Below are 24366 nucleotides of genomic sequence, written 5' to 3' on the forward strand. Positions count from 1 at the left end.
CGCCGAATTCGTCTCACCGAACTGGTCGGTCCCGGACGCGATTTCGTTCCATCGACCGGGTACTGAAAGCATGCACCGGTGCGGGCGGCTGACGGGAAGGTGCCCGCACCGGTGCCTGCGAGCGAGCAGGGCGCGCGGGTCAGGGCTCGAGGTTGTACACCTCCACCGAGCCGACCATCGTCACCGGGTAGTTGGCTTTCACCCACGCGGTGATCTCCGCGCCGGTGGATCCGTTGGATTCCGAGCCCTGCCCTCCCTGCTGCTGGCCTCCCTGCTGCTGGCCACCGGGCTGTTGGCCGTTCTGATCCTGGCGAGGCTGATGTCCCCCACCGGTATGGGTGCCGCCGCCCGGCTGGGAGTTGTTCGGCTGCCCCTGGTTCGAGTTGCCACCGGGCTCGGACTCGTTGCCCTGGCGGGGGCGGATCAGGAGGTACCCGATCTGGTGGTCGGCGACGTACTGCTGGAACTGGGCCAGCGTCGGCGACGGGTCGCGGCCGCTGAAACCGCCGATCGCGAGTAGGGCCTTGCCGGTGGTCAATTCGAGGGTGCTGACATCCTGCGCGCCGATCGCGGCGGCCGCCCAGCGGGCATCGCTGCCCTCGACGAGCGAGGCGATCTGCGGATCGGCCACCCCGCCGCGCTGTCCACCGCCGTATTGGCCTGGGCCACCGGCATTCTGGCCCGGGCCGCCACCGCGCTGACCACGGGCCGGACCCGCGATCGGGCTACCGCCCTGGTGCACGCCGGCCACCGTCTCGAGGGTGTAGGCGGTGGGTCCGAGCAGCCCGGCCAGCAGCGCGAACACACCGATCGCGAGCGTGAACCGCGGCAGTTTCGGGGCGATCAGCAGCGTGGCCGCCGTGACCACCGCCAGGGCCACCAGGGTCCAGCGCAGCCAGGGCAGCCATTCGGGTGTGCGGTGCAGGAGCACGAACGACCAGACGCCGGTCGCGAGGGCCATCACCGCGAGAGTGACGCGAGCCGCGAGATGCGTTCGGCGCTGCCACAATTGGGTCGCGCCGATACCGAGTACGGCGGCCAGCGCGGGAACCAATTCCATCGAGTAGTAGGAGTGGAAGCTGCGGCTCATATAGCTCAGCACGATGCCGGTGACCAGCAGCCAGCCGCCCCACAGCAGCAGACCCGCGCGGACGCGATCGGTGCGGGGCTGCCGGCGGGTCAGCCACAACCCGGCGATCAGCGCGATCAGCGCGGCGGGCAGCAGCCAGGAGAACTCGGTGGCCAGTTCACCCGAGAACAGCCGGGTGATGCCGGGCTGCGAACCGAATCCGCCGAAGCCGCCGCGCATCTGGGACGGATCCGGATGCGCGCCCGGGGTCGGCAGGGCGGAAGGATTCGGCACGGCCGATGGTGTCGGTACAGCCGACGGCATGGTGCGCGGTCCACCGCCGCCGCCGTTGTGGTTGCCCAGGATCCGGCCGAGCCCGTTGTAGTCGACGGCCAGTTCCCACAGGCTGTTGCTGGTGGATCCGCCGATGAAGGGCCGTGAGCTCGCGGGCCACAGTTCGACCAGCGCCACGTACCAGCCCGCGGACAGCACCAGCGCCACGCCCGCGGACGCCAATCGCGTGATGCGCGAGAGCCATCCGCCCGCACCGGCCACCAGCACCGCCAGCGCCAGGCCGGGCAGGATCAGGAACGCCTGCATCATCTTGGCGAGGAAGCCGAACCCCATGAGCACGCCCGCGCCGACCAGCCAGCCGGTGCCGCTGGACCAGAAGCGTTGTCCCGCCGCGTCGATGGACCGCACCGTGCAGTACGCGGCGGCCACCAGCAGCAGCACCATGAGGGCGTCGGGATTGTTGAAGCGGAACATCATGGCCGCCACCGGGGTGACCGCCAGCGCCGCGCCCGCGATCAGCCCGGCGGCCGGTCCGGCCCAGCGCCGCACCGCGGCGATCAGCAAGGCGACCGACGCGACTCCCATCAGCGCCTGCGGCACGAACATGGACCAGGCGTTGAAGCCGAAGAGCCTGCCGGACAAGGCCATCACCCACAGTGCGGCGGGCGGCTTGTCGACGGTGATGGAGTTCTGCGGGTCCAGCGAGGCGAACAGCAGCGCCTTCCAGCTCTGGGTCCCCGACTGCACGGCCGCGGCGTAATACCCGTTGCCCCAGCCCGCGCCGCCGAGTCCCCACAGGTAGACGACGGCCGTGGCGATCAGCAGCGCGGCGGTGGCCGGTAGTTCCCAGCGCGGCCGCCCACTGGCCGGGGACACGTCACCGTCCTTGGGTACGGCCGCATCGTCCGCAACACCGGTGATGGTCGACATGCCACCCGCTTTCTGCTGTTCCAGCCCGATTTCTCTGTCGTCGCGGAGCCTAGGCCGCGGGATTTGACCACAGCTTCGAGTCGGCTGGGAGTTCCCTGTGAGGGCCTGAACTGCGAGAAAAGGGGACGGAAAAGCCGGAAGGGCACCCGCTGTGGCGGGTGCCCTTTCCAGGTATCCGGTGGTGCTTTTCAGTCGCGGAGTGCCTCGAGAATGCTGGGGGCCTCGAGGATCAGACCGTGGGGAGGGTGAAAGCGGCCGTGCGGACCTTGTCGCCGTGCTTGAAGTCCAGGAACAGGCGGTAGGTGCCGCGGCCCGGGACGGCGGTGTGGAAGGTGACGTCCGGGCCGGGCGCGGTGACGCCGTCGCCGGGCTCGCCGTTCGGGTGCACGTGGACGTAGGCCAGGTCCCCGGCGCGCAGGATCACCAGGTGGCCGTAGGCGGCCAGGTAGGGCTGCAGGTCGGTGACCGGCTCGCCGTCCTTGCGCACCGTGAGGGTGAGCAGGCGGCCCTCCCCCGCGACCAGGTCACCGTCCAGGGTGACCTGGTAGCCGTCGACGGCGAAGGTGCGATCCGGGTGCGGCGCGGTGCCGGGCCGGTAGTCACCGGCGATGGCGAAATCCGCTCCCAGCGTGATGGTCCGGCCCAGGGCGCGTGGCGCGATATCGGTGAAGGCGCGGTAGGCGCCCGCCTCGGGGAGGTTCAGGCGGACCGTCCAGGTGCCGTCGGCCTGCCGTTCGGGGTGCACGTGCCAAAAGCCGGTGAGCTCGCGCTGCACGACGATCAGGTGCAGTTCCTTGTCGTGGATGGCGTCGAACTCGGTGACGGGCGCGCCGTCGGGGCCCAGGATGCGGAAGCGGAACTCGGTTTCGCCTGCGGCGACGACCTTTTCGGCGAGGTCGAGGGTGTAGCCGTCCTGGGTGACCTGGAGGCCGCCCGGTACTCCGGCGTCGTGGCCGGCGTGCGCGTGGCCGGCGTGCGCGGCGTGGTCGCCGTGTCCGGTGTGGGCGTTGTGCTCAGCGTGTTCGGCGTGCGCAGTGTGGTCGACATGGGCGGCGTGCGCGCCGTGCCCCTCGTGTCCGGCATGGGCGCCCTGTGCGTTGTGAGCCGCGTGATCGGTGTGTCCGGCAGGCTCGCCGTGGGTCGCGTGGTTGTGGTGTCCGGTGTGGGCCTGGGTGGTCATTTTCTCGTCCCTCTCAACTACTTTCGCTGCCTTACGGAAGATCAAGTTAATACCCCCTGGGGGTATCCGCAAGAGATGCTGATGTGAACTGGGTCACCAGACGTCCAGGGTGGAGCTTGACCTCAACAGTGGTTCAGGTATCAGGATTCGCGGTGGGCCGCACCGCGGCCCGTGACCCGCGACCACGGCGCGCCCAGTACACCCCGCGTCGTGGCCGCGGGGTCCGGTGAGGCATGTCGCGGTGCCGCTCGGCCGCTCCCCGGCCGGGGCGGCGTAGGGTCGATAGCGATCGTTCAGCTATCCCGCAGCCGCACCGCGTGATTCGCCGGTGGGAGAGGACGTAGCCATGCCGACCGGGGAAACCGTGATCGTCGCCGTGGACGAATCGGCCGGTTCCGCCGTGGCCTGGGCCGCGCACACCGCCGCCCTGCACCACGCGCCCCTGCACCTGCTGCGGGTCCTCGAGATCACCCCCGACGCCGGCCTCGGCCTGGGCACCGCGCTCACCTCCGAGGACTACGAACGCCTGGAGGAGCACGGCAACTGGCTGCTGGACACCGCCGCCCAGGCGGCCGCCGCAGCTTCCCCCGGCCTCACCGTCACCACCGAACTGACCACCGGCGCGGTCGTCCCGACGCTACTCGAGCGCACCCACGGCGCCCGCATGCTGGTCGGCGGCGCCCGCGGCGGCGGCACCCTGCGCCGCGCCCTGCTGGGCTCGGTCAGCTCGGTGCTGGCCCGCCGCGCCCACTGCCCCTTCGTGGTGGTCCGCGACGGCGTCCCGCTACCCGTGGATCTGCCGACCCGCCCGATCCTGGTCGGCGTGGACGGCACCAAGATCAGTGAGCCCGCCATCCACGCCGCCCTGGAAGAAGCCTCCGTGCGCGGTGTCGCGGTGATCGCCCTGCACGCCGAGGGCGCCTCCGACGACCCCGAAATGGACGCCCTCGACGACTACGTCCTCGCCGAATCCCTCGCGGGCTGGCAGGAGCGCTACCCCTCGGTCCGCATCGACCGCGAAACCACCCACGACACCCCCGAACGCTCCCTCCTCGACCTCTCCTCCGGCACCCAGCTCCTGGTGGTAGGCACCCGCGGCCGAGGCGGCTTCACCAGCAAGGTCTTCGGCTCCACCAGCCAGTCCCTGCTCCTCTCCGTCCAAACCCCCATCATGATCGCCCCCACCCCCTAGCCCTCCTCCTGGTGACCCCACACCCCCACCCGAATACCTGCTACCCGTACGGACGTACGGCTCGGTAGTCTGACCCAGACGCCCCCGTAGCCCAATTGGCAGAGGCAGCGGACTTAAAATCCGCCAAGTGACGGTTCGAGCCCGTCCGGGGGCACTACGAAACCGCTGGCAGCGCGCAACTTTCAGCGCCTACGGCACGCGCCCGTTCGAACTCGGTCCGCAATTCACCCGCAGCGGCGAGCTCGACCGAGTCATCCGCCACACCACCAGGCAGGTTCCGGGAGCATTCCGATGAGGGTGAACGGCCCCGAACGAGAAGGGTCGATGTTTTCGAATCCCTCCGGGCACAACAATTTTCGATGAAGCGTGGCGTCGATGAGGGCCTCAGTAAGTTGCGAGTCCTCCGCCCTTGGCGTTCAGCATGGTTTCGTGAGTCAGCCGATCGCTGGGACGGAGCAGCAGGGGCATGGACCCGGTGTGCCACACAACGGACTGCACGACCTGCCGGTCTTTGAGGAAGACGTAGTAGCCGAAAGGCGCCGGATACTCGGAATCGGTACGGGGCGGTAGCCCCTTCCAGCAGGTGCCCACTGGGGTTTGCGCGGTGTTGTTCATCCAGTCATCGTCGTAGGCTTCGGCCGCCTCGATCATCGTGTCCCAGCCATCGGACCAACCTGCCGCGTGAGTGATCTCGCCGAGACTGACGGGTTGATGCCCTCGACCTGCGGTTTCGAGTGCCGCAGTCAGCGCCTTGCTCGAGCCGAGCGGCTCCGGCTCCCGGTCGAGGCGGATTTCGGATTGACAGGTTTTCGCAGCGGGCTTTGCCGGTTTGGCAGCACATCCGGCCAGCAGTGGAACCATCAGGATGCCGACAACGATCATGGCTGGTTTCACTTGCCTCGCACTCACTTTCCCTTGCTTGGAAGTGGGATATCCAGTTGCTCGAAACTCGTCGCATCCGTCCGGGGAGTGATTCCTCGACAACGGTTTTCGATGAAGCGTGGCGCCAGCGAGCATGCTCAGTAGGTTCTGAGTCCGCCGCTCTTGGCGTTCAGCATGGTTTCGTGAGTCAGTCGCTCATTGGCGCGGAACTCCAGGACCCTGTACCCGGTGTTCCACGTCACGGACTGCACCGCCTGCCGGTCTTTCAGGAAGACGTAGTACCCGAAAGATGCCGGCTCCGAACCGATTCGGGGCGGTAATCCCTTCCAGCAGGTGCCCGGCGGGGTTTGCGCCATCTTGTTCAGCCAGTCGTCGTCCATTGCCGACGAGACGTCGATCACCGTGTCCCAGTCGTCGGACCAACCGGCTGCGCGAGTGACCTCACCAAGACTGATGGGCTGCTCCCTGTTCCCAGCGGTTTTGAACTCCGCCGACAGCGCCTTGCTCGAGCCGAGCGGCTCTGGCTTGCTGTCGAGGCGGATTTCGGATTGGCATGCTTTCGCGGCAGGCTTGTCGTGTTTGGCGGCGCATCCAGCCAGCAGCGGAGCGAGCAGGATGCCGACAACGATCGTGGCTGGTTTCACGTGCCTCGCACTCACTTTCCCTTGCCCGGAAGCGGGATATCCACTTGCTCGGGACTCGTCGTATCGGTCCAGGGAACGGTATTGCTGAAGGCGATCTGGGCGGGAGCGGCCGGGTTGGGGTCGGGATGGTGGATGACGACGGTGTCGCCCTTGTCGACCGCGGCGATGACCGCTGTTTTCAGGTCGTCCTTGGACGCGTTCATGTTCGCCAGGCCGATCTGACGGCCGACATCGTTGTTCTTGAGGTCCATTGCCTCTCGCTGCGGACCGTTTCCGCCGACGCCCTCGTGAGCGGTGGCGTACTGCTTCGCCCAGTCGGCGCCGAACTCCTGGGTCATACGCGCGTTCCAGTAGGCATGCCGGGCCGCGTCCCCGTGACCGTCATCCTTCGAGTCGGGATTCACCGCTGTGTACTTGTTGTTCTTCCCGAACTCTTCCGCCTCGTCCTTGATGTCGTTGAACTTCATGTAGTTCATCGGATTGCCGCCGTAGAGCGGGTTGCAGAGCTTATCCATCGCGGTCTTTTCCTCGACGGTCATCTCTACCGGCTGCATGTCGGGCTTGGATATCCGGATCAGGTTCAGCAGGGTGGAGTCGGGCCAGACGACGATCTCGGACTTCGTCGTGTCCACCTGGTAGTTCAGGAGAATATCCCGGAGTGCGGCGTCCGCGGGAATGCCGGCCAGCACCAGCTTGACATCATCGGATACGTGCTCGAGTTGGGTGGCCAGGTCGCGCGCGCCGATCTTGTCGGTTGCCTGCACATCCCAGAACGCCTGCTTGAGACTCGCACCCAGGCGAAGGCAGTCGGCGGTCTTCCAGGCGACGGAAGCCGGGCATCCCCAATGCTTTTTGATGGTCTCCCAGTTCGAGTCGTATGACTTCACGTCGCCGGTCTCGTCGTCGTAGAAGAGGTTGTACTCCGAGTCTTTGACGTCGTCGACTGCCGACTGCAAACTCTTGATATCCGATTGCAGTGCGGCAGTCGTGGCGTCGATCTGCTTATGGATGGCATCGAGGACGTCACCGCTGGTGACCGCCTCGTTCTTCAATTTGGTCGACATGGTGCGAGCGGCAGTACCGCCGGCATCGCCGAAGTAGGAGTCGGAGCCCTGAATCGCCTTGTCGGCGTTGAGGGATTCGGCTTCGAGGGTGATACCGGCGTTCATCGCGTCCGCGCTGGCGAAGCGTGCCGAATCGAGCTTCCAGCCCAGCACCGTGGAGATGGTGATCTTCTCACCGCTCACTTGATCCCCTTGAATCCAGCCACGTTCGCCTCTTCCATCCCATCGACGGTGCCGGCCGCGTTATCGGTCAGCGTCGCGAACTGGTCGAGCCTGCCTTGATGGAGCGTCACCACCCGATCCATCGCCTTGAGTACCAACCCGACGTTTTTCGCGAAGGCGGAGAACGGCATCGCGCCGAGTGCGGCGTCACGGTTGTGCTCGCCGATCGGGTTCAGTTTGCCGATCGCACCGGCATGGGTCCGCGTCTCGGTCGCGAGCGCGCGCATCTTCTCAGGATCGAAAGCGACCATGTCTACCGCCCCACCAACAGCTTTCGTGTCATGAATCCCCCAGCACTGGCCATAGTGCTGCCGAATAGTAGCCGGTCGGTATGTACTGTGAACAATCGGGCGCTTGGTGTAGGTACAGTGTCGGGCAGTCGGGGGGGACATCCCGGCGTGGACGATCCGGATGGAAGGGGTGCGGAGCACGTGGACCAGCGTCGCGCGCGGGCCGAGAAGATCGATGAGGCCATCGGGGTGGTCCGAGCCCAGGCTCGCGCCGCGGACCGGAGCATGGCGATCGAGGTGGACGCCTACGGGCAGATCACCCAGATCAAGCTGGCGCCGCAGGCCGTCGCCGAGGGGACCCAGCAGCTCGAGCGGACCATCATCGAGCAGTACCGGGCGGCGCGCGCCGATGCGGAAGCGCAGGCCCACAAGGTGTACGAACAGTTCGTTCGAAACGAGAAGCAGGCCGCCGTACAGGCAGCCCCGCCGCAACCCGAATGGGCCGATCCGGACGATGTGCAGCCGGTCAGGCTCTGGACCAACACGCGGTAACAAGGAATTCCGCACGAAATAGCGTCGGGCGGGTAGCACCCCTGTGGGCGTTAAGGATTCGACAAGTGGGCGGGGCGAGAGTTTCGCGCATGAGTAGTAGTCGTGGGGCCGCGTTGGAAGCGGCCGGGGGCATTGTGGGTGGAATCGCCGGGGCGGTCATGGGTTTCGTCTACCCGTGGGCGATCATCGCGCTGCAGCGCAGTGTGGGGATCACTGATCCGGGCCGGCCCGCCACTGTCACCGAGGATGGGCCTGTCGAGTACGGGGTGGGATCGGTCGGCTACTGGGCCAGTTGGATCGCGACGTTCGCCGCGATCATCGCAATCGGGGTGGTGGGGTCGAGGTATCGGTATACGCGGGTTGCCGCGCTGCCCGCGACCATGCTGTTCGCGATCGTCACCCTTCCGCTGGCCCTGTTGTTCATCGCGTTCGACTTCGGTGGTGCGCCCCATCCGAGTTGATGGGACGGTCCGAGGAGTCAGGCCGTCCGCTGGGCTTGTTGTTTGATCACGAGGGCGACATGGAGGCGGGAGGGGCAGTCGAGTTTGGTCATGACTTGGCGGAGGTGATTGACGACCGTCCATTCGGCGATGCCGAGGCGGCTGGCGATCATGCGGTTGGTCATGCCCTCGGCGACGAGGCGGGCGATCTCCAATTGCCTTTTGGTCAGCCGGGATACGGGGGAATCGGGGCCTTCGGCGGGCAGGGGCGGGGTGGAGAGGGCGTAGGCGATGGCCTCGTCGATGTCGAGGACGGAGCCGACGGTGGAGACGGCGGGGTCGTCGGTGTCGAGGGTGGGGTCGGGGATGAGAACGTGGTCGGTCAGTTGGGGCAGGGCGTAGGCGTCGCGAATCCAGCGGGCCGCGGCGGAGAGTCGGTGTACGTGGTCGGAAAAGTGTTCACCCGCCGCGTGATAGGCGCGGGCGCAACCCTCGAGGGCCACGACCATTTCGACGGCGTTGCGAGCCGGGTCGGGGGTGCGCAGGGCGAGGCGGAAGACCTCGTGGGCGTGCTGGGGTGCGCCGGCGCGCAGAAGGGCGCGGCCGAGGACCGCGAGCAGGCCGAGGCGGTCGCGGCGATGCGGCAGGGCGGCGATGCGGTCGCGCAGGGCCTGCCAGTCGCCGTCGCCGTCCTGGGATCGGTCGACATGGACCAGCGCTTCGACCAGTTCGCCGACCTCGCGTTCGCGGGGCGTGCGGGCGGCGGCGGGTGGGGCGCTGTCGATCAGGGTTCGGGCCCGCCGCGTGTCCCCCACTTCGTTGCAGGCCACGGCTAGTCGCCAGACCGCCGATCCGGTCGGTTCCACGGCGGAGGTCAGCAGGGCGACCGCGTCCGCGAACCGTCCGGATCGTAAAGCCCAGTGGCCCAGCAATTCCCGGCCCAACGCGGCCGCGACCGGATCCGCGGTCTTCGACATCCGGATGAGCGTCGCCTCGGCCCAGGTGAACGCGCGCCGCTCGATCCAGATGTCCTCGAGTTCGCGCAGCATGCGTACCGCACGAACCGCTTCGCCGTGGACCGTGAAGTAGTCGATGGTCGCGACCAGGTCGCCGTGCCAGCGTTCGGCGAGGCGCACCGCGGTGGGGCGACGGGCCGGGTCGTCGAGCATGCGCGCGATGCGGGCGGCGAGCTGACTCATCCCCGCCGCGCGCATGGCTCGAATACGCAGCGCGCGTTCGGGATCCGCGAACAGCAGCTGCCGCAGACCGGTGCGCGTGAACCCGGACATGGCGTAGGTGTAGTGCCCGTTGCCGGCGACCGCGTGGTCGAGCAGGCTGCGGTTGACCAGGTCCGCGAGTCGCTCCACGATGGCGTCGCGCTGCTGACCGCACAGCAGCAACAGCACTTCCTCGAGATCGGTGAGCACGTCGGAGGTGGCGATCTGCAGCAGCAGGTCGACCGACAGCGGGTCGAGATCGCTGGTCCCCCACTCCAGGCAGTCGCGGACGGTGCGATGCCGCGCGGGCGTGTCGACGAACGGCGACGGCGGCAGCGGCTGCCCCGATTCGATGCGCCGCAGCGTCCGCTCCGCCCCGAACCGGGCGATGGCGGCCGCGGCCAGTTCCAAGGCGAGCGGCACACCGCCGAGCGCCGCCGCGATCTCCTCCACGATGGCGAGATCCGCGGATGCCGCTCCCCGGAACCGGGTTTCGATGCTGTCGAGCAACAGCCGCGCGGCCGGGCTCGGCTCGGCCGGGTCCGGGGTGGCCGTGGTGGGCAGCGGGTGCACCTGGAACAGGCATTCCTGGTACAGCCCGAGCGCCCGCCGGCTGGTGGTGACCACGGTCAGATCGGGTCGGCGGTTCAGCAGCGCCGGAAGCTCGTCCGCGAGCGCGCGGACCGCACGATCACAGTTGTCCAGGAACAGAATCGGCGAAGCGCCCTCGAGTTCGGGTCCACCATCGATCGCCGACCACACCCGTTGCGTATCCGGCAGCTCGGCCAGATCCACCGCGACCACCCGCGAGATTCCATCCCGCACGGCTTCGGCGGCCAACCGGCTCTTGCCCACCCCCGCGAGCCCGGTCACCGTCAATACCCGGACCCGCGAATCCGAGATGAGCCTCCGAACCTCGTCGACCTGGCCTTCCCGCTCGAGTAGCGCGGGGAATCTGTAGCTGTCAGGCATCGAGCAGGCATCCCATCCGATCGAACTCCGGCAGTCGTCCCCCGAAGCCGCAGTCTAGGACCGGTTCCACCGGCCCGCGCCTCGACAGTGCCCCCGATTTCCCCGGCACGGACCTGGCAGAAACTTGCCGGTGTCCCCGCACACCGCCCGCGGGATAGGTTGTCCGGTTCGGCGCCGATCGGTTCCCGGGCGACCGGGGCGGGGTGTGCGGTGTACCTCACAATGTCCGCCCAGCTGAGAGTGGGTGCGGGCGGTCCAGGAAGATGGTGCTCGAGTAACTCGAGTACAAGGAGATTTCGTGGAACGCATTGGCGTGATCGGTGGCGGCACCATGGGTGCCGGTATCGCCGAGGTGGCGGCCCGCGCGGGCGGGTCGGTCCTGATCCTGGAGCGCGACACCCAGGCGGCGGACGCCGCGGTGGAGCGGATCGAGAAGTCGCTGGCGCGCGCGGTGAAGTCCGGGCGGCTCGAGCAGGCCGCCGCCGACGAGGCCCGCGCCCGCATCGCCCTGACCACCTCGATCGACGATTTCGCCGATCGGGAGCTGGTCATCGAGGCCGCGCCGGAGATCGAGTCGCTGAAGGCCGACTTCTTCACCAAGCTCGACGGCATCGTCTCCCCCGAGACCATCCTGGCCACCAACACCTCCTCCATCCCGGTGATCCGGCTGGCCAACGCCACCGCCCATCCGGAGCGCGTGGTCGGCGTCCACTTCTTCAACCCGGTGCCGGTGCTGCCGCTGGTCGAGATCGTGGTCACCCTCAAGACCGACCGCGCGGTGGTCGACAAGGTCACCGGCTACGCCCGCGACGTGCTGGGCAAGCGCACCATCGAGTCCAAGGACCAGGCGGGCTTCATCGTCAACGCCCTGCTGATCCCGTACCTGTGCGGCGCGATCCGCATGTTCGAGACCGGCTTCGCCAGCGCCGAGGACATCGACGAGGGCATGGTCAGCGGCTGCGCCCACCCGATGGGTCCGCTGCGCCTGTGCGACACCGTCGGCCTGGACGTCACCCTCGCGGTCGCCGAGTCGCTGTTCGCCGAGTTCGGTGAGCCGCAGTACGCGCCGCCGGTGCTGCTGCGCCGCATGGTCGACGCGGGCTACCTGGGCCGCAAGACCGGCCGCGGTTTCTACACCTACTGATTCACCCGAATTCGGCCGCCCGCGCTCGACGTGCGGGCGGCCGAATTCGTGTCCGGCTGCGGGCGAACGACTTACGGTCACGAACTTGTCAATTGTCCAGCATGGTTGGTTTGTTATGCACTACCCTGACCCGCGATGCGCCGCTGACTTCCTGAAATCTGGTGCAGGAAACAGTGAATCGGTTCCGGAACAGCAAGGAAACAACCGTGCACGCACGCAGCCTCGTCACCGCCCTCGGCGCGTTCGCCGCCGCCGTCACCCTGGCCGCCGGTAACGCGCAGGCCATTCCCGCGCTGGCCGTCGACGGCGCGCGCGAGACCAATGGCAATGCCGTGATCACGGTTTCGTATTTGTGTACCGGACCGGCCGCCGCCCTGTCGGTGACCGTGCGGGCCACGCCCTACCTGGGGACCGGCGTCAACGGCAGCGCGCTCGCGCCGGTGGTGTGTGCCGGAGAACCGCAGCAGGCCACCGTCACGGTCAATCCGGTGCAGCTGTTCGGGGAGTCCGCCAAGTTCCAGTCCGGGGCGCTCACCGACGTGACGGTCACCGTGCTGGACCTGACGCTGAATTCGCCGGTCAACACCACCAAGAAGCGGATCGAACACCTCGGCTGAGCGAGACCGGTCGTCAGTACTTAATGACGACGGATTCCCGGTCATCGCGATCTTCATAACGTTGTCCTCATCACGTTCACACGAACCGAGGAGAACGACAATGAGTGACATCACCGAACTCGTGCAGCGCTACCTGGCCGCCTGGAACACCACCGACGCCGGGCAGCGGGCGGCACTGGTGGCCGAACTGTTCACCGAGGACGCCGAATACACCGACCCACTGGTGTCGGTGCGCGGGCACGCCGGACTCGACGCCACCATCGCCGCCGTGCAGGCGCAGTTCGCCGGGCTCGAGTTCACCCTCGGCGGAGCCGTGGACGCCAACCACCACATCGCCCGATTCACCTGGCACCTGGGCGCTCCCGGCGCGGAACCGCTGGTGATCGGCTTCGACGTGGCCGCTCTCGCCGCCGACGGCCGCATCGAGCGGGTGTACGGCTTCCTCGACCAGGTCCCGGCCGGACTCTGAATCACCACCGGCCGGGCGGCACGCGATCCGCCCGGCCGCCATCGAAACTTCGGTACGACAAGGGGATTCCCATGTTCTTCACCACCCCCACCGACGGCACCACCCTCGCCTACGAGGACTACGGCACCGGCACACCGCTCGTCTTCGTCTCCGGCTGGGCCCTGCCCACCGACATGTGGGAATTACAGGTGCCGTTCTTCCTCGAACAGGGCTACCGCTGTGTCCTGCTGGATCGCCGCGGCCACGGACGCTCGGATCGCCCCTCCGCCGGCTACGACACCGACACCCGCGCCGACGATCTCGCCGCCCTGCTCGAACACCTGGAGCTGCGCGACGCGATCCTGATCGCCCACTCCACCGGCGCCGCCGAGGCGGTCCGCTACCTGGCGCGCCACGGCGCGGACCGGGTAGCGCGAATCGCCTTGCTGGGACCCGCGATTCCGTACCTGCTCCAGACCGAGGACAACCCGATCGGCGTCCCCGCCGCGATGATCGACGCCTCCACGGCAGACCTGCGCGCCGACCGCGCCCAGTGGCTGGCCGACCGGGCACAGGGCTATTTCGCCACCCACCTCGGCACCCGGGTATCCCCGGCCGCGATCGAGGCCGAGGTGCGGCGCAGCCTGAGCTGCTCCCCGATCGCGGCGCTCGAGGTCCAGAAAGCGGTGGCCCGCACCGACCACCGCGCCGATGTCGCCGGGCTGTCGGTGCCCACGCTGCTGCTGCACGGCCTGCACGACCAGTCCATCCCGATCGAGGTCAGCAGCCGCCAGGCGGTGCGGCTCTACCCCCAGGCGGTGCTGAAGGAGTACCCGACCGCCGGGCACGGGCTGTACCGCAGCCACGCCGACCAGGTGAACGCCGACCTGCTCGAATTCATCAAGGCGTAGTAGCGGACCGATCAACGCAGCTGCGCGGCAATGCCTTTCAGCTCACCGCGCGAGGTCACGCCGAGCTTCGGGTACGCCTTGTACAGGTGGTAGCCGACGGTGCGGTGGCTCAGGAACAGCTGGGCCGCGATATCGCGATTGGACAGCCCCTCCGCGGCCAGCCGCACGATCTGCAACTCCTGCGGGGTCAGGCCGGTGGCGGTGGCGCTCGCTCCGGCCGGATCGGCGGCCGGGGCCCCGGCGGCCGACAGCTCGTGCCGGGCACGCTCGGCCCACGGGCGCAGGTCCAGGCGCTCGAAGACCTCGAGCGCCTCGGTCAGGTGGGCGCGCGCCTCCGATTTGCGGCGGGCCCGGCGCAGCCATTCGCCGTACAGCAGTGCGGTGCGGGCGAATTCGATGGGGCGGGCCTCGCGATCGTGGATCGCCAGCGCCCGGGTGTAGAGGTCCTCGGCGTGGTCGTCGTCGAGCAGGGCCCGGCAGCGCAGCACCAGGGCCTCGGCCCAGGGCTGCCCCACCGATTCCGCCCAGCCCGCCAGCTTCGCGAACGGCGCGGCGGCGCGTTCCGGGGCGCCGAGCCGGACGGCGGCCTCGACCAGGTCGGGAATCGAGCGGATGGCGCAAATGTGGTGGCTGAAGGGGACTTTCGTCAAACGCTCGAGGCGCGAGAGGGCGGACTCCGCCCGACCGGCGCCCAGGTCGAGCAGGCCCAGCGACCAGTGCGCCCAGGGCGCGCCGGGAGCGATCGACCCGGGGGTGTCCCCTTCCAGGCCCAGTTCGGCGTGCGCGCGGCACTCGGCGTCATCGCCGCGTAGCGCGTCGAGATGCGCCAGCACACTGCTGAGTTGGCGCACCCACTGCCGCTGACCGGTGTCGCGGGCGAGGTCGCGGGCTTCGACGGTGGCGGTGCGCGCGTCGGTCAGGCGGCCGGTGAAGATATCGGCCTCGGCGGCGAAGAACAGCACGGTCGGCAGGCGGCCCGCCGCACCCGCGGCGCGATGCCGGGCGGCCAGCGATACGGCCAGGTCGAAGGCGGGACCGTCCTGTCCACGGGCCAGGGCCACGCCGCACAGGATCAGCAGCACCTGATCGGAAACCGCACCACGGGAACGGATCTCGGTGAGCGTGTCGGTGAGCGACAGCGGCTTGCCGGGACCGGTGTCGAACAGTCTGCCGAGGAACCGCACGACCGGTGTCACGGCGGGTTCGTCCGCCAGGCGTAGGTCGCCCAGGCGCTTCAGCACCTCCGTCAGTTCCGGTTCGCCCAGGTACCAGCCGGTGTGGATGGCCTGCACCAGCATTCCCGCGGCCTGCTCCGGATCGTAGGCGGCGATGCTCGCGGCCGCGTCGATCAACAGGCGATGCGCGTCGGGGAACGCGCCCTGCCAGAACTTGGCCAGCGCCTGCACCTGGGAGAGGCTGGCGCGCAACGACTCCGAACTCACCTCGCGGGCGGTGCGGCGGGCCAGATCGCCGGCCCGCTCGACATCCCCCGATTCCAGCGATGCCTGGGCGGCCAGGGTCTGGCGGCGGGTGCGGTCCTCGGGCCGGTCGCTCAGGCGCGCCGCACGATCGTAGGCGGCGGCCGCCGCGGTGTGACCGCCGCGCTCCCGGGCTCGAATGGCGGTGCGCTCCAGTGCATCCGCCACCTCGGCATCGGGGCCGAGGGCGGCTGCCGCCAGATGCCAGGCGCGCCGATCCGACTGCTCGGGCGCGTCCAAAGCGTCGGCGAGGGCCCGGTGCGCGGCCAAACGCTGCCCCAGCGGCGCACGTTGGTAGACGGCCGCGCGAATCAGGGGATGGCGGAACGTGATCGAGACACCGGGGTGGCGCCGCAGCAGATCCGCGGCCTCGGCGGGCGCGAGATCGTCGACACCCGCGCCCAGACTCGCCGCCGCGCGCAGGACGATCCCAGGTTCCCCGGATTCGTCGGTGGCGAGCACCGTGAGCAGCGTCCGGGTGGCTTCCGGCAGCCGGCTGATCCGGCCGTGGAAGGCCACCCGCAGGCGATCGGTCAGCGGCAGCGCCCCCGCGGCGAGCTCGGAGGCGGCTTCGGTGGCCATGGCCAACGGCAGTTCGCGCAGGGCCAGCGGATTGCCGCGCGCTTCCGCGAGCAGCCGGTACCGCACTGCCGGACTGAGCCGAAGCCCATCCTCGCCGTCGAGGAGCGCGGCGGCGGCCTCGGGCGACAGACCGGTCAGTCGCAGCTCGGGCAGGCCGGCCGCCTCGAAGGAACCCTCGCCGTCGCGGACGCCGAACAACAGGACCACGCCCTCGGCTCGGAGCCGCCGCGCCGCGAACAGCAGCGCGTCCCGCGAGGCGCGGTCGAGCCATTGGGCGTCGTCGACGACGACCAGCACCGCCGACCCGTCCGCGTACTCGGTGAGCAGGGACAGCACGGCCAGGCCCGTGAGCATGGGCTCACGGCCGCCGGGACCGAGTCCGAGGGCGGCGGACAGTGCGTCACGCTGGGGTTCGGGGAGAGCGGGCAGCCGGTCCAGGGCCGGGGTGAGCAGCAATTGCAGACCGGCGAACGGGAGTTCCGCCTCGGCCTCCAGGCCGGTGCCGCGCAGCACCCGCAATCCCTCCGCACCCGCCGCGGCATCCTCCAGCAGCGCGGTCTTGCCGATTCCGGCCTCACCACGCACCACCAGCACCGCGCTGCGGCCCGCGCGCGCACCGTCGATCAGCGCGCCGAGCGCCTGTTGCTCCTGCTCACGTCCACGCAGCGGCGGAAGCTGTTCGGCCACGGTCGTTCTCACACCGTCCATCATGGCCGGTAACAGAACGGGCGCTGCCGGGTCCGCCGATGCGGAAAATCGTGACCTGCCTCACCTTTCGATCTTTCAGCCACCTATAAGCACTGGTGAGAGCGCATTTTCGGCATCCCGATGAGTGGTCAATCGCCCAATAACCGGATGAATTCTGTCGGACCCCGCCGGAATACTGGTCGCCGACCGATGAGTTGAGCGATCAGTACCCGTCTGCATCGATGTGGGCACCCCGGACGCGATCGCCGATTCCGCGGACCGCCCACCCCTCGTCCACGAACATCCGGAGGTTTCCCCGATGCCCGCCGACCTATCCGCGAGCTCGACCAAGCAGCGGACACCAACGGTCATCCGGTTGCTGGTGCTCGCGACGTTCACGGTGATCCTCAACGAGACCATCATGATCAACGCGATTCCGCGGCTCATGACCGATCTCCACGTGACCGAGCGGTCCGCGCAGTGGGTGTCCACCGTCTTCATGCTCACCATGGCCGCGGTCATTCCGGTGACCGGCTGGTTCCTGCAGCGCGTCTCCACCCGCCGCGCCTACACCATCGCCATGGGCGTCTTCCTGGTCGGCACCGCGCTGGCCGCGGTCGCGCCGTCCTTCGCCGTGCTGTTGGTCGCCCGCGTCATCCAGGCCGGCGGCACCGCGGTCATGATGCCGCTGCTGATGACCACGCTGATGACCGTGGTGCCCGAGCAGGATCGCGGCCGGGTGATGGGCAATGTCACCCTCGCGATCTCGGTGGCCCCGGCCATGGGTCCGGTCATCTCCGGCGCGGTGCTCAACTACGGTTCCTGGCGCTGGCTGTTCGTGCTGGTGCTGCCGATCGCCGGTGCGGTGACCGTGTTCGGCCTGCGTCAGCTGGAGAATGTCGGTGAGCCGCAGGCCGGTTCGATCGACTGGTTCAGTGTGGTGTTCGCGGGCTTCGGCTTCGGCGGACTGGTGTACGGCCTGAGCAAGTTCGGTTCCGGCAGCGTCGCCACCCCCGCCCTGTTCGTGGCCGGTGGCCTGGCCCTGGTCGCCATCTTCGTGGTCCGGCAGATCTCGTTGCAGCGCAACGGCACCCCGCTGCTGGATCTGCGCGTGCTGCTGTCGGGCACCTACGCCAAGGCGCTGGTCCTGATGGCCGTGGCCTTCCTGGCCATGATGGGCTCGATGATCCTGCTGCCGCTGTACCTGCAGAACCTGCGCGGACTCAGCCCGCTGCAGACCGGTCTGCTGGTCATGCCCGGCGGTCTGGCCATGGGCCTGCTCGGCCCCACCGTGGGCAAGGTCTTCGACCGCTTCGGCGGCCGGGTCCTGGTGATCCCCGGCTCGATCGGCATCACCGCCGCCCTGGTCGGCTTCACCCAGCTCTCGCTGACCACCCCCTACGCCGTCCTGGTCGCCCTGCACATCCTGCTGATGGTGTCGCTGGCCGCCGCCTTCACCCCGGTCTTCACCCTGGGCCTGGGCGCGCTGCCCATGCACCTGTACTCGCACGGCAGCTCGATGCTCGGCACCCTGCAGCAGGTGGCCGCGGCCTTCGGCACCGCCCTGGTGGTCACGGTCATGACCTCGCGGGCCACCCACCTGGTCGACGGCGGCGAGAACCCGCTCAACGCCCACCTCGACGGCATGCGCCTGGCGTTCCTGGTCTCGGCGGGCCTGGCGGTGATCGTCATCGTGATGGCGGTCCTGCTGCCCAATCGCGCCGACGCCCCGGCGCACGGCGAGCAGATCCCGGACACCCTGGACGAGCTCGACGCCCCGCAGCTGGTCAAGGACTGACCTTCCCGGCAACCGAAAGCGCCCGCGGCCGACCGCCGCGGGCGCTTTCGCGTTCCCACCCACCCACCGGACAGTCGGCATACGATGAGCGAACAATCGGGAATGGACCCGGTCAACCGGAGTCGGCCGGGCGACACTCAGGAGTCACCGATGACCAGATTCCTCGTGCTCTACAAATCGGACCAGTCCGCCCGGGAGCGGATGGCGCAGGGCACCCCCGAGGACATGGCGGCCGGGATGCGGGCCTGGATGGACTGGGCCACCCGCGCCGGGGACGCCCTCGTCGACCTCGGTTCGCCGCTGGGACCGGGTTCGGTGAACGCCGACGGCGGTATCGGCGGCTTCTCCATCCTGCAGGCGGAGTCCGGCGAGGCCGTCCAGGCGGTACTGAAGGACCACCCGCACACCGAATCCGGCGGCACCATCGAGGTTTACGAATTCCTGGCGATGCCCGGCATGTGACCGGTCAGTGCACGCCCTCCATGTGGCGGCTGATCCACGGGGAGAGCACCCAGACGACCATGCCGACGGCGATCGCGATCAGGCCGGTGACGCCGAAGTAGGCCAGTTCGTGGGAGGGGTCGTAGTACTTGGCGAGGACACCGGACATGGAGGTGCCGATGCCGACCGAGAAGAAGTAGAGGGCCATCATCTGGGCCCGGAAAGCGTTGGGGGCCAGCTTGGTTGTGACCGAGAGGCCGATCGGGGAGAGCATGAGCTCCGAGATCGCGAACGCGCCCAGGATGAAGAAGACGATCACGAACGACACCGATTTGCCGTGGGTGCCGGAGAACAGGGTGAACAGCAGGAACGCCGCGCCCATGCCGATGACGCCGAGGGCGAACTTGCGCGGGGTGCTGGGGGCGCGGTTGCCCAGGCGGGTCCACATGATCGCGAACAGCGGGGACAGGGCGATGATCCACACCGGCTCCATCGAGCCGATCCAGTTCGAGGGCGCGGTCCAGCCGAAGATGGACCAGGTCATGCGCTTGTCGGAGTAGGCCGACAGCACGGTGAAGATCTGCTGGAACAGCGACCAGAACACCGCGTTGGCGATGAACAGCGGCATGTACGCGCGCACCCGGGTGCGCTCGACCGCGGAGACCTTGTCGCTGGTCAGCATGATCCCGAAGTAGACGATCGAGGCCACCGTGATCACGCCGGTGGTGACATTGGGCAGATTCGACAGCGTGATCAGCTTCGTCGCCGCGGCGATCGCGACCACCACGGCGAAGGCCGCGAGTGCCGCGATGACCTTCGGGATCTCGGTGCGCGGCAACGGGTTCGGGATATCGCGGCCGTGCTCGCCGAGGTTCTTGCGGAAGATCACGTACTGGGTGAGGCCGATCGCCATACCGACCGCCGCCGCGCCGAAGCCGTAGTGGAAGCCGATGTGGTCCTGCAGCAGGCCGGTGATCAGCGGGCCCGCGAAGGCGCCCAGGTTGATGCCCAGATAGAAGAGGGTGAAGCCGCCGTCCGCGCGCGGGTCGTCCTTCTCGTAGAGGGTGCCCAGCAGTGAGGAGGCGTTGGCCTTCAGACCACCCGAGCCCAGCGCGACCAGTACCAGGCCGACGCCGACGCCGGCCAGTCCGGGCAGGATGGCCAGCGCGATGTGACCGGCCATGACGATGACGCCGCCGTAGAAGACGGTCCGCTCGGAGCCGAGCAGCCGGTCGGCCACCCAGGCGCCGAGCACCGTCGACAGGTAGACCAGACCGCCGTACGCGCCGACGATGCCGAGACCGGTCGACTCGGCCATGCCCAGGCCGCCGTCGGTGGTCGAGTAGTACAGGTAGTAGCCGAGAATGGTGAGCATCCCGTAGAACGAGAACCGTTCCCACAACTCGACGCCGAACAGATTCGCGATACCGATGGGATGGCCGAACAGGGTCCGTTCAGTGGCCGGTTTCGCGTCGTGTGCTACTCCTGACATACCGAGACCCTCCCATATAGGGCAATCTGACAGCAACCTCGAGAGTTAACCTACGTCACATCTTCCCAGGGCACTGTCGGCTCGACCTCGGCATCGGGCGAGTGTCCTCGAACGCACTCGAAGAATGGCCTTATCCGGCAATCGAAAGCGCGATGCCGTCCAGGATGTCGTGCTCGCTGACAATCAGTTCGGAGATCCCGGCCCGCCGCGCCAGCTCATCGGCCAGCACCTCAGCAACTACCGCGCCACCGCCGATCACATCCACCCGGCCCGGGTGCATGGGTCCGAGCGCGGCCCGCTCGTCGTGGTTCATGCCGATCAGCCGATCGCAGACCGCGCGCAGCTCCGACAGCGGCAGCCGGGTGAGATGCACACGCTCCGAATCGTATTCGGGCAGATCCAGCGCGACCGCCGCGATCGTGGTCATGGTCCCGGCCACGCCCACCCAGGTGTGCGCGCGCTCCACCGGCACCACGCCGAAGGCCTGCGCCAGCCGCTCGGAGGCGAAGAACCGCGCGGCCGCGACCTCCTCGCGAGTGGGCGGGTTGCCGTGCAGGCAGCGCTCGGTGATCCGGACGCAACCGATATCGGCCGAATACGCCGACTGCACACCGGCGGTGTCGCCGAGCACCACCTCGGTGGACCCGCCGCCGAGATCGACCACCACGAAAGGCCCCGCCGCGCTGGACAGTTCCCCGACCGCGCCCGCGAACGACAGCCGCGCCTCCTCGTCACCGGTGATGACCTCGGCCTGCGCCCCGGCCACCACCCGGCCCAGCTCCTCGCCGGTCATGCCGAAGAAGTCCTCGCGATTGGCGGCGTCGCGGGTGGCGGAGGTGGCGACCATCCGCACCCGGGTCACCCCATGCTTCAGCATCAGGTCCACGTAGTCGCGCAGCGCGACGCGGGTCCGTTCGATCGCTTCGGGATTCAGCGCGCCGGTGGCGTCGACGCCCTGGCCGAGGCGCACGATCCGCATCTCGCGGTGCACGTCGGTGAGGTGCGGCGCGCCGGCCTCGTCCCGGGCGGCGTCGGCGATCAGCAGACGGATCGAATTGGTGCCGCAGTCGACTGCCGCGATCCGCTCGTGTCCTTCGGCCGCCGTCTCACCGGCTGCCGCCGAGCTCTGGGCGAATTCCGCATTGCTCATCAGTGACCTCTGAATTCGAGTGGTGCCGAACGACTCCCGCGGACGCGCCGGATCAGGCGTCGCCGGTGGCCGGATCGGTGCGGTACTGGGCGTATTCCGGCCAGTCGGCGGGGATGGCGGTGCCGCGCAGGCCGTGCTCGGCCGCCAGCGCGACGGCCTCGTCACCGAGCGTATTGAGCCCCGGCCCCTTGGCCAAGGAGTGCGCGATCAGAACGTGCAGGCACTTCACCCGGTCGGGCATGCCGCCCCCGGCGAAATCGGTGCCCAGGTCCTCGATGGCATTGCGTTCGGCCAGGTAGCTGTCGTACGCGGCGCGGTAGGCGGCGGCCAGTTCCGGATCGCGGGTGAGGCGTTCGGACATGTCGCGCATCAGGCCCGTGGTCTCGAGCCGGCTGGCCTCCGCGGTCAGGCGCGGGTCGGTCAGGTAGTACAGGGTCGGGAAGGGCGTGCCGTCGGGCAGCTTGGGCGCGGTCTTCACGACCGCGGGCAGGCCGTCGGGGGTGTGGTACGCGATGGCGAGCACGCCGCGCGGAGCCCGGCCCAGTTGCTCGGCGACGATCGCGAGATCGCGCTCGCTGGGTTCGTTCTCGGCTGCGGTCACCTGGGTTGTCCTTCCTCGGGGGGTGCGGGCGGCGGGGGCGCCGGGGTGGTGGCGGGTGCGGGGGCGGCGACCGGTTGCGGCGACGAGATGCTGTGCCACACCTGCGTGTACCAGGGGTCGGGCTCCCGCGGTTTGGCGGGCTGGGTCGGGATGGCCGGCTGCTCGATCTCGGGGATCTGCACGATGTAGGGGGTGTCCCCCGGCATCACCAGGCGCAGGCGGTCCCGGGCCTCGGCCTTGATGTAGTTCGGATCCTGTTGCTGCGCACGGCGATCACGCAGCACCGAGACTTCCTCTTCCAGCTGATGGTGCTGGGCGGCCAGTTCGGCGGCATCGGTGCGCTGGGTGAAGTAGGTGCGCAGCGGGACCGCCAGGGTGAGCGCCAGGCCCGCCAGCACCGCGGCCAGCAGGACCGCGCGACCCGTGGACAGGCCCAGGATCTTGCGTTCGTGGCGTTCGGAATTCGCGGCGGGCGCGGTGCGGCGCTTGGCCGTCGCTTTCACCGCGGCCGTCCGGGTCTTGCTCGCGGTCTTGGGGACCGCGCCGGACTTGGATGCGGCAGTGCCGGTTTCGGTCCGCTTGCCGCCCGAAGCGGCCTTGGACCGGGTGGAGCGCGACGGGCGCCGGTCACTTCGTCCCGCAGGACTGGTACCGCGCGCCCGTCGCTCCGTCATCTCACACCTCGAAAGTCAGCTGATCGATTGCCTTCTCAGCCTTCGACTATGTCAGCCTTCGAACGCGAAACGCGGGAAGGCCGCGTCACCGGCGTAGCGCGCCGAGTCGCCCAGGGCGTCCTCGATACGCAGCAGCTGGTTGTACTTGGCGACCCGCTCGGAACGAGCCGGGGCGCCGGTCTTGATCTGGCCGGAGCCGACGGCCACGGCCAGGTCGGCGATGGTGGTGTCCTCGGTCTCGCCGGACCGGTGGCTCATCATCGTCTTGTAGCCGTTGCGGTGGGCCAGGTCGACCGCGTCCAGGGTCTCGGTCAGGGTGCCGATCTGGTTGACCTTCACCAGCAGCGCGTTGGCGGCGCCCTTGGCGATGCCCTCTTCCAGGCGGTCGGGGTTGGTGACGAACAGGTCGTCGCCGACCAGCTGCACCTTGTCGCCGATCTGGTCGGTCAGCGAGACCCAGCCGTCCCAGTCGTCCTCGGACAGCGGGTCCTCGATCGAGACGATCGGGTACGCGCCGAGCAGGCCGGCGTAGAAGTCCGACATCTCGGCCGCGGTGTGCAGCTTGCCCTCGAACTTGTAACCCTCACCGGTGGTGTAGAACTCGGTGGCGGCCACGTCGAGCGCCAGCGCGATCTCGCTGCCCAGCTTGAAACCGGCCTTCTCGATCGCGGAGACGATCAGGTCCAGCGCGGCGCGGGTGTTGGCGACCGACGGCGCGAAACCGCCCTCGTCGCCCAGGCCGGTGGACAGGCCCTGAGCCTTCAGCACCGACTTCAGCGTGTGGTAGACCTCCGCACCCCAGCGCAGCGACTCCTTGAAGGTCGGCGCGCCGATGGGGGCGATCATGAACTCCTGGACGTCGACGCCGGAGTCGGCGTGCGCGCCACCGTTGAGGATGTTCATCATCGGGACGGGCAGCACGTGGGCGTTCGGGCCGCCGACGTAGCGGAACAGCTCCAGGCCCGAGGACTCGGCGGCGGCGCGGGCCACGGCCAGCGACACGCCCAGCAGGGCGTTCGCGCCCAGGCGCGACTTGTCCGGGGTGCCATCCAGATCCAGCAGGGTCTGGTCGACGGTGCGCTGCTCGACGGCGTCGAGACCGATCACGGCCGGGGCGATCTCGTCGAGGACGCCCTCGACGGCCTTCTGCACACCCTTGCCCTGGTAGCGGTCGCCACCGTCACGCAGCTCCACGGCCTCGTGCTCACCGGTGGACGCGCCGGAGGGCACGGCCGCGCGGGTGAGGGTGCCGTCGTCGAGAGCGATCTCGACCTCGACAGTGGGGTTGCCACGAGAATCCAGGATCTCGCGAGCTCCGACCTGTTCGATGATGGCCACGAAACGACACTCCTTCGGCTGCTGACTCGGCAGGTCGCACGGGCTATCCCGTGCTGCCGAAAAGCCTAGCAGTGTTGCATTTGCCCCTCCGCTACGCTCCGGGGCCGGTTCGCGGCC

The 24366-nt window shown here is 68.8% G+C and carries 22 protein-coding genes and 1 tRNA gene; 10 read left to right on the plus strand and 13 right to left on the minus strand.

Translation table 11 applies throughout. The features are described from left to right. Positions 1-139 precede the first annotated feature (139 nt). Together ACWELJ_RS02290 and ACWELJ_RS02295 are read right to left on the minus strand one after the other, a co-directional pair. Positions 140-2293, minus strand: coding sequence for an ArnT family glycosyltransferase (locus ACWELJ_RS02290; RefSeq protein WP_452364363.1), 2154 nt, complete (start codon positions 2291-2293; stop codon positions 140-142). A gap of 229 nt (positions 2294-2522) precedes the next feature. Continuing rightward, positions 2523-3473 (minus strand): hypothetical protein, encoded by a 951-nt coding sequence (locus ACWELJ_RS02295; RefSeq protein ID WP_452364364.1) that lies wholly within the window; start codon positions 3471-3473, stop codon positions 2523-2525. Between the two features lie 346 nt (positions 3474-3819). On the opposite strand from ACWELJ_RS02295, the gene ACWELJ_RS02300 reads away from it, so the two are divergent. Further along, positions 3820-4665 (plus strand): universal stress protein, encoded by an 846-nt coding sequence (locus ACWELJ_RS02300; protein WP_452364365.1) that lies wholly within the window; start codon positions 3820-3822, stop codon positions 4663-4665. An 80-nt stretch (positions 4666-4745) separates the two neighbouring features. Next, positions 4746-4819, plus strand: a tRNA-Leu gene (locus ACWELJ_RS02305). A gap of 230 nt (positions 4820-5049) precedes the next feature. Here ACWELJ_RS02305 and ACWELJ_RS02310 read toward each other — a convergent pair. The 4 genes from ACWELJ_RS02310 to ACWELJ_RS02325 form a co-directional block, all read right to left on the minus strand. After that, positions 5050-5547, minus strand: coding sequence for a hypothetical protein (locus tag ACWELJ_RS02310; protein WP_452364366.1), 498 nt, complete (start codon positions 5545-5547; stop codon positions 5050-5052). 137 nt (positions 5548-5684) lie between these two features. Further along, positions 5685-6191: a hypothetical protein gene (locus ACWELJ_RS02315; RefSeq protein ID WP_452364367.1), complete on the minus strand. Its 507-nt coding sequence runs from the start codon at positions 6189-6191 to the stop codon at positions 5685-5687. Between the two features lie 11 nt (positions 6192-6202). Then, positions 6203-7438, minus strand: a complete 1236-nt coding sequence (locus ACWELJ_RS02320) for a DUF6973 domain-containing protein (protein ID WP_452364368.1) — start codon at positions 7436-7438, stop codon at positions 6203-6205. Beyond that, positions 7435-7728, minus strand: a complete 294-nt coding sequence (locus ACWELJ_RS02325; protein WP_452364369.1) for a hypothetical protein — start codon at positions 7726-7728, stop codon at positions 7435-7437. The genes ACWELJ_RS02320 and ACWELJ_RS02325 overlap by 4 nt, the downstream gene beginning before the upstream one ends. Before the next feature lie 180 nt (positions 7729-7908). On the opposite strand from ACWELJ_RS02325, the gene ACWELJ_RS02330 reads away from it, so the two are divergent. Then, on the plus strand, positions 7909-8259 hold the full coding sequence (locus ACWELJ_RS02330) for a YbaB/EbfC family nucleoid-associated protein (protein ID WP_452364370.1): 351 nt from the start codon (positions 7909-7911) through the stop codon (positions 8257-8259). 89 nt (positions 8260-8348) lie between these two features. Then, positions 8349-8720 (plus strand): hypothetical protein, encoded by a 372-nt coding sequence (locus ACWELJ_RS02335; protein WP_452364371.1) that lies wholly within the window; start codon positions 8349-8351, stop codon positions 8718-8720. A gap of 17 nt (positions 8721-8737) precedes the next feature. On the opposite strand, the gene ACWELJ_RS02340 is transcribed toward ACWELJ_RS02335, so the two are convergent. Beyond that, complete coding sequence (locus ACWELJ_RS02340; protein WP_452364372.1) at positions 8738-10888, minus strand: LuxR C-terminal-related transcriptional regulator; 2151 nt, start codon at positions 10886-10888, stop codon at positions 8738-8740. A 298-nt stretch (positions 10889-11186) separates the two neighbouring features. On the opposite strand from ACWELJ_RS02340, the gene ACWELJ_RS02345 reads away from it, so the two are divergent. The 4 genes from ACWELJ_RS02345 (at position 11187) to ACWELJ_RS02360 (ending at position 14008) form a co-directional block, all read left to right on the plus strand. After that, complete coding sequence (locus tag ACWELJ_RS02345) at positions 11187-12032, plus strand: 3-hydroxybutyryl-CoA dehydrogenase (RefSeq protein WP_452364373.1); 846 nt, start codon at positions 11187-11189, stop codon at positions 12030-12032. Positions 12033-12238: 206 nt separating this feature from the next. Continuing rightward, positions 12239-12649 (plus strand): hypothetical protein, encoded by a 411-nt coding sequence (locus tag ACWELJ_RS02350; protein ID WP_452364374.1) that lies wholly within the window; start codon positions 12239-12241, stop codon positions 12647-12649. Positions 12650-12749: 100 nt separating this feature from the next. Continuing rightward, complete coding sequence (locus tag ACWELJ_RS02355) at positions 12750-13118, plus strand: nuclear transport factor 2 family protein (RefSeq protein WP_452364375.1); 369 nt, start codon at positions 12750-12752, stop codon at positions 13116-13118. A 71-nt stretch (positions 13119-13189) separates the two neighbouring features. Beyond that, a complete protein-coding gene (locus ACWELJ_RS02360; protein WP_452364376.1) occupies positions 13190-14008 on the plus strand; it encodes an alpha/beta fold hydrolase in 819 nt (272 codons plus the stop codon). 11 nt (positions 14009-14019) lie between these two features. Here ACWELJ_RS02360 and ACWELJ_RS02365 read toward each other — a convergent pair whose 3' ends face one another. Further along, the gene (locus ACWELJ_RS02365) at positions 14020-16767 is read right to left on the minus strand and encodes a helix-turn-helix transcriptional regulator (protein WP_452364377.1); all 2748 of its coding nucleotides are present in this window, start codon (positions 16765-16767) and stop codon (positions 14020-14022) included. 307 nt (positions 16768-17074) lie between these two features. Between ACWELJ_RS02365 and ACWELJ_RS02370 the strand changes: the two genes are divergently transcribed. Then, complete coding sequence (locus tag ACWELJ_RS02370) at positions 17075-18553, plus strand: MDR family MFS transporter (RefSeq protein ID WP_452364378.1); 1479 nt, start codon at positions 17075-17077, stop codon at positions 18551-18553. Between the two features lie 150 nt (positions 18554-18703). Then, a complete protein-coding gene (locus ACWELJ_RS02375; protein WP_452364379.1) occupies positions 18704-19015 on the plus strand; it encodes a YciI family protein in 312 nt (103 codons plus the stop codon). A gap of 4 nt (positions 19016-19019) precedes the next feature. Here ACWELJ_RS02375 and ACWELJ_RS02380 read toward each other — a convergent pair whose 3' ends face one another. The 5 genes from ACWELJ_RS02380 to eno form a co-directional block, all read right to left on the minus strand. Next, a complete protein-coding gene (locus ACWELJ_RS02380; RefSeq protein WP_452364380.1) occupies positions 19020-20486 on the minus strand; it encodes a peptide MFS transporter in 1467 nt (488 codons plus the stop codon). A gap of 130 nt (positions 20487-20616) precedes the next feature. Next, entirely contained in the window at positions 20617-21636 is a 1020-nt protein-coding gene (locus ACWELJ_RS02385) for a Ppx/GppA phosphatase family protein (RefSeq protein WP_452364381.1), read from the minus strand. 52 nt (positions 21637-21688) lie between these two features. Then, complete coding sequence (locus ACWELJ_RS02390; protein ID WP_452364382.1) at positions 21689-22237, minus strand: DUF501 domain-containing protein; 549 nt, start codon at positions 22235-22237, stop codon at positions 21689-21691. Then, a complete protein-coding gene (locus tag ACWELJ_RS02395; RefSeq protein ID WP_452364383.1) occupies positions 22234-22911 on the minus strand; it encodes an FtsB family cell division protein in 678 nt (225 codons plus the stop codon). Before ACWELJ_RS02395 ends, ACWELJ_RS02390 begins: the two co-directional genes overlap by 4 nt. A gap of 51 nt (positions 22912-22962) precedes the next feature. Beyond that, positions 22963-24249, minus strand: a complete 1287-nt coding sequence (gene eno, locus ACWELJ_RS02400; RefSeq protein WP_452364384.1) for a phosphopyruvate hydratase — start codon at positions 24247-24249, stop codon at positions 22963-22965. Positions 24250-24366 lie beyond the last annotated feature (117 nt).

This window comes from Nocardia sp. NPDC004582 (genome assembly GCF_053602115.1).

What these genes read in the sequence shown, in the direction of transcription:
- ACWELJ_RS02290 (WP_452364363.1), bottom strand. Translation starts at nt 2,293, where the DNA reads ATGTCGACCATCACCGGTGTTGCGGACGATGCGGCCGTACCCAAGGAC.
- ACWELJ_RS02375 (WP_452364379.1), top strand. Translation starts at nt 18,704, where the DNA reads ATGACCAGATTCCTCGTGCTCTACAAATCGGACCAGTCCGCCCGGGAG.
- ACWELJ_RS02295 (WP_452364364.1), bottom strand. Translation starts at nt 3,473, where the DNA reads ATGACCACCCAGGCCCACACCGGACACCACAACCACGCGACCCACGGC.
- ACWELJ_RS02340 (WP_452364372.1), bottom strand. Translation starts at nt 10,888, where the DNA reads ATGCCTGACAGCTACAGATTCCCCGCGCTACTCGAGCGGGAAGGCCAG.
- ACWELJ_RS02395 (WP_452364383.1), bottom strand. Translation starts at nt 22,911, where the DNA reads ATGACGGAGCGACGGGCGCGCGGTACCAGTCCTGCGGGACGAAGTGAC.
- ACWELJ_RS02370 (WP_452364378.1), top strand. Translation starts at nt 17,075, where the DNA reads ATGCCCGCCGACCTATCCGCGAGCTCGACCAAGCAGCGGACACCAACG.
- ACWELJ_RS02380 (WP_452364380.1), bottom strand. Translation starts at nt 20,486, where the DNA reads ATGTCAGGAGTAGCACACGACGCGAAACCGGCCACTGAACGGACCCTG.
- ACWELJ_RS02325 (WP_452364369.1), bottom strand. Translation starts at nt 7,728, where the DNA reads ATGGTCGCTTTCGATCCTGAGAAGATGCGCGCGCTCGCGACCGAGACG.
- ACWELJ_RS02310 (WP_452364366.1), bottom strand. Translation starts at nt 5,547, where the DNA reads ATGATCGTTGTCGGCATCCTGATGGTTCCACTGCTGGCCGGATGTGCT.
- ACWELJ_RS02385 (WP_452364381.1), bottom strand. Translation starts at nt 21,636, where the DNA reads ATGAGCAATGCGGAATTCGCCCAGAGCTCGGCGGCAGCCGGTGAGACG.
- ACWELJ_RS02300 (WP_452364365.1), top strand. Translation starts at nt 3,820, where the DNA reads ATGCCGACCGGGGAAACCGTGATCGTCGCCGTGGACGAATCGGCCGGT.
- ACWELJ_RS02335 (WP_452364371.1), top strand. Translation starts at nt 8,349, where the DNA reads ATGAGTAGTAGTCGTGGGGCCGCGTTGGAAGCGGCCGGGGGCATTGTG.
- ACWELJ_RS02360 (WP_452364376.1), top strand. Translation starts at nt 13,190, where the DNA reads ATGTTCTTCACCACCCCCACCGACGGCACCACCCTCGCCTACGAGGAC.
- ACWELJ_RS02355 (WP_452364375.1), top strand. Translation starts at nt 12,750, where the DNA reads ATGAGTGACATCACCGAACTCGTGCAGCGCTACCTGGCCGCCTGGAAC.